The sequence below is a fragment of the Frankia sp. CoBUL1 genome (assembly GCF_978021245.1).
In genome coordinates this window covers 1-2,822 of sequence record NZ_CDXDOS010000231.1, presented here as the reverse complement: position 1 = coordinate 2,822, position 2,822 = coordinate 1, and the positions used below count along the sequence as shown (strand labels likewise).

Below are 2,822 nucleotides of genomic sequence, written 5' to 3'. Positions count from 1 at the left end.
GACAAGGCGCCAGTACGCGACAAGGCGCCAGTACGCGACAAGGCGCCAGTACGCGACAAGGCGCCAGTACGCGACAAGATGTCGGCGCGGGAAACGCTGCCGGCGCAGGGAAGGCCGCGGGCCGCGGCGGGGGGCGTCTCCAGGCTTGGAGCCGGGAGAACCGCTGCCGGCGGCCCAGGCGGCCCAGGCGGCTCCAGTGGTTACTGTGCCCGGGCGGCTCCGCGGGCTCCGCGGCGGCGATCCTGCGGGCGGTCCTCGACCACGGTCCGGTCGCCCGCACCGCCATCGGGAGGGCAACAGGGCTCAGCCCGGCTGCGGTCTCCCGGCAGACAGCCGGGCTGATCTCCCTGGGTCTGCTCCGAGAGCTTCCCGCCTCCTCGCTGGCTCCCCGGGCCGGGCGGCCACACGTGCCCCTGGACGTGGACACCGACCTTCATCTGGCCTGCGGGGTGCACATCGCCGTCCCGTTCGTCACCTTCAGCCTTGTCGACCTGCGTGGACAGGTGGTGACGCGGGAGCAGTTGCCGCGGGAGGGCGGCCCGGCGGACGTCCTTCGGATGATCGCCCGACATCTGCCCGGCTTCCTCTCCCGGCGCGCCCGGGGCAACCGTGTCCTCGGCCTCGGCGTCGTCACCGGCGGCCGGGTCGACCCCGACCTCGGCGTGGTGATCGAACACGAGCCCCTGGACTGGCATGACGTGCCGGTCCGGGAGGTGCTGGCGGCGGCCACGGGCATGCCGGTGCACGTCGACGGGCACGCCCGCGCCCTGGCCCAGGCGGAGATCCTCTTCGGCGACCCGCGCGCCCGGCGCAGCCTGCTGAAGCTGTTCGTCGGCAACGTGGTCGACGCCGCGTTCGCCACCGACGGATCGGTGCACATCGGACCGCACTCCGCCGCGGGCGGCATCGCTCACCTGCGGCTCGCTGACAGCGACGCCCCGTGCCGCTGCGGCCGGTCGGGCTGCGCGCAGGCGGCGCTGTCGGAACGGACCATGCTGCTGCAGGCGGCCCAGGACGGGATCATCTCCCGTCCGGACCTGCAGGTGCTGCTGCACGCCGGGCTCGCCGGCGACCCGCGCGCGCTGTCGCTGTTGCGCGCCAGGCTCCGGCTGGTGGGTCGGATGATCATCCTGCTCGTGGACATGATGGACCCGGAAATCGTCGTTCTCACCGAGGCCGCCGCGCTCTGCCTGCCGGATCTGTTGGTCGACCTGCACGAGGAGATCGCCGCGCACTCACGCGTGTGCACCGATCCCGAGCGGATGGTGCTGCCGAGCAGCTTCGGCATGAATGTGCTGGCCGTCGCGGCGGGAGCGACCGTCCTCGACCCGGTCCACCGCCGCCCGCACAGTCTGCCCGCTCCGATGCCCGCCCCGATGCCGTCGCGGACACCATCACCGACACCGACAGTCGCCGCAGCCACCCGCCGGAGGTATTAATTCCACCAGAACACAAAACGTTGACGGCCCGGAAGGGCGAGACCGAAGATTGACCGGTGAGCGACTCCAGGAACGGCGGTACGGGAAGATTTCCCGCGGCCAGCGCTCGTTGTCGCCGATGTTGACGCCCGGCGTCACGTGCCGCTGTCCGTCGCGACAGAATCCGTAGTCGATCGCAATAGTGCCGATCACGATAGCGCAGGCGTTCCCGGCACGCCCCGAGAACGCGTCCCACCGGTCTGTCACCCGGAATTCCGGCTGCCCTCCCCGCCGTCTTCGCATCTTTTCCCAACCTCTGGAGAAACACATGATGACAACCACGACCCCTGTTCTGGGACTCGACGTCCGCCCGCTTTCCGGCTATATCGGGGCCGAGATTCACGGAGTGGACCTGCGCGAGAACCTGGACGACGCGACCATCGCCGAGATCCGCTCCACGCTGCACCAGTGGAAGGTTGTCTTCTTCCCCGGTCAGAACATCGACCACGCCCAGCAGGTCGCCTTCGGCCGGCGCTTCGGCAAGCTGACCCCGGCCCACCCGCACGAGGACGCGCCGCCGGCGGGCTTCCCGGAGATCCTGCCGATCGACAGCCGGCGGTACGCCAGGTTCTTCGGAACGAAGAAGAAGGTCACCTACGACAATGGCTGGCACACCGACGTCACCGCGCTGGTGAACCCGCCCGCCGCGTCGATCCTGCGGGCCGACATCGTCCCGCCATACGGCGGCGACACTGCGTGGACCAACCTGGTCGCCGCCTACCAGGAGCTGCCCGAGCAGCTTCGGGACCTGGCCAACGGCCTGCGCGCCCGGCATAGCTTCGGAAACTTCCCCAGCGAGAGCGAGTACGGGCGGAAGGCCGCCGCAAACCCGCTGGTCACGATCCACCCGGTAGTGCGCGTCCATCCGGAGACCGGCGAGCGGGCGCTGTTCGTCAGCCCGAGCTTCACCTCCAAGGACAGCGAGATCATCGGTTTCTCGCCGAAGCAGAGCCGCCGGATCCTCGACCTGTTCTACGAGCAGATCTCCCGGCCCGAGTTCACGGTGCGGTTCAAGTGGAACCCCGGTGACATCGCCTTCTGGGACAACCGCGCGACCTCCCACCTCGGCCCGTCGGACCTGGGTCACCTCGACTTCGACCGGGTGCTGTACCGGGTGACCATCGAGGGCGACATTCCGGTCGGCGTCGACGGCAAGGAATCCGAACTGGTCGCCGGGGAACCGTTCCTCGGCTCCTGATCCGCTGTCCGCCGATATCCGCGGACACCACGAATACCAGAGCCGGCAATCCGCTGACAGCCGCGAGGGCCAAGTCCCTCGCGGCTGTCGGCACACCGCCAAACAAGCCACCTCGAACGACAAGCCACCCCGAACGACAGTGAGCC

At 69.6% G+C, this 2,822-nt stretch carries 2 protein-coding genes; both read left to right on the top strand.

Annotation, left to right across the window (positions count from 1 at the left end; genetic code table 11):
- Positions 1-419: 419 nt before the first annotated feature.
- The gene (locus AC08OX_RS14445) at positions 420-1,439 is read left to right on the top strand and encodes an ROK family protein (protein WP_476608297.1); all 1,020 of its coding nucleotides are present in this window, start codon (positions 420-422) and stop codon (positions 1,437-1,439) included.
- Between the two features lie 310 nt (positions 1,440-1,749).
- Complete coding sequence (locus AC08OX_RS14440) at positions 1,750-2,676, top strand: TauD/TfdA dioxygenase family protein (RefSeq protein WP_476608300.1); 927 nt, start codon at positions 1,750-1,752, stop codon at positions 2,674-2,676.
- Positions 2,677-2,822: the final 146 nt, after the last annotated feature.

What these genes read in the sequence shown, in the direction of transcription:
- AC08OX_RS14440 (WP_476608300.1), top strand. Translation starts at nt 1,750, where the DNA reads ATGACAACCACGACCCCTGTTCTGGGACTCGACGTCCGCCCGCTTTCC.